Source organism: Streptomyces sp. SID3212 (genome assembly GCF_009865405.1).
Taxonomy (GTDB): Bacteria; Actinomycetota; Actinomycetes; order Streptomycetales; family Streptomycetaceae; genus Streptomyces.
The window spans coordinates 1-1723 of the sequence record NZ_WWJY01000661.1; the positions used below are offsets into that span (position 1 = coordinate 1).

Here is a 1723-nt window from a genome sequence, read left to right on the forward strand (position 1 = left end):
GGGTGCCCCGGACCCCGTCGTCACCACGTACCCCACCAGCATCTGGTGGCCCGCCGGGGTCGTGCGGATCGCCGCCGCCGCGCCCGCCACGCCCGGCAGCGCCTGGAGCGCCGCGTCGACCTCGCCCAGCTCGATGCGGCGTCCGCCCAGCTTGACCTGCTCGTCCGCGCGTCCCACGAACAGCAGGCCCGCCTCCTCCGCCCGCACCAGATCGCCGCTGCGATACGCGCGGGACCAGCCGAGCGACGGCAGCGCCGCGTACTTCTCCGCGTCCTTCGCCGGATCCAGGTACCGCGCCAGTCCCACCCCGCCGATCACCAGCTCGCCGACGGTGCCCATCGGCACCACCTCGCCCCGGGCGTCCACGACCGCCAGCTCCCAGCCGTCGAGCGGAAGCCCGATCCGTACCGGCCCCTCTCCCGTCAGCCGTGCCGCGCACGCGACCACCGTCGCCTCGGTGGGGCCGTACGTGTTCCACACCTCGCGGCCCTCGACCGCCATCCGCTCCGCGAGTTCGGGCGGGCACGCCTCCCCGCCGAAGATCAGCAGCCGTACGTCGTCCAGCGCCTCGACCGGCCACAGCGCCGCCAGCGTCGGGACGGTCGAGACCACCGTGATCTCCTGCTCGACCAGCCAGGGGCCCAGGTCGAGACCGGTCCGTACGAGCGACCGGGGAGCCGGCACCAGGCAGGCGCCGCTGCGCCACGCCAGCCACATCTCCTCGCACGACGCGTCGAAGGCGACCGACAGCCCGGCCAGCACCCGGTCGCCCGGGCCCATCGGCTCCTCGGCCAGGAACAGCCCGGCCTCCGCGTCCACGAACGCCGCCGCGCTGCGGTGCGTGACCGCGACGCCCTTGGGCCGCCCCGTGGACCCGGACGTGAAGATGATCCACGCGTCGTCCTCCGGCCCGGGCCGGCCGCTGACACCTCCGCCGGAGCCGCGCGCCACCAGTTCGAGGCCGGCGCCCAGCACCGCGCAGGTCCCCGCCTCGGAGAAGACCAGCTCCGCCCGCTCGTCCGGGTCCTCCGCGTCCACCGGCACATACGCCGCGCCGACGGCGAGGACGCCCAGGATCGCGACGTACAGATCGGCGGTCCCCGAGGGGACGCGTACGCCGACCCGGTCACCGACGCCGATGCCCTCGGCCTTCAGCCGCAGCCGCAGGCCGTCCACCTCGGTGAGCAGCGCGCGGTAGCTCAGAGCCCCTGTCCCGTCGTCCACGGCGGGCGCGTTCGGGAAGCGCCGCGCCGTCTCGCCGAGGATGTCCATCAGGGTGCGGCCGTCCGGGGCCGGGCGCCCGGCGAAGACGCCGGGCCGTACCGGGGTGTCCAGGACACCGGCCGACAGCGACCCGATCAGGGCCTGGGACTCGTCCGCTACTACAGTCATCCAGTTTCTCCGGGGTCAGGCGGGTGGGGAGTTCGGCGACACCGGCCGGACAACTCGCTCCGCCGTTCCGGCTCGACACTGAACCGGATCCCGAACACCCGCTCGCGGGGAGGACCTCCGCGAGGGCGAACCGTCCGAGCGGCTTGTTCACGACCGCCGCCCGACGTGTGCCGATCGGTGGTCCGGCCGCCCTTCCGGCAGCCGACCCGATCGACGCTCCCTACGCCGAACAGGGAGTTTACCGAGCGTTAACCGGATCCGCCTGTTGGTCACGGCGCCGACCGCCCGGGGAGGCGCGGCGCGGGCCCCCGCCGGGCACGGCCGGGGCGCG

1 protein-coding gene is annotated in these 1723 nt (G+C 75.0%); it reads right to left on the reverse strand.

The genetic code is table 11. The features are described 5' to 3' along the window. The coding region (locus GT042_RS19980) for an amino acid adenylation domain-containing protein (protein WP_161310086.1) at positions 1-1392 on the reverse strand (1392 nt) is incomplete at its 3' end. Positions 1393-1723 lie beyond the last annotated feature (331 nt).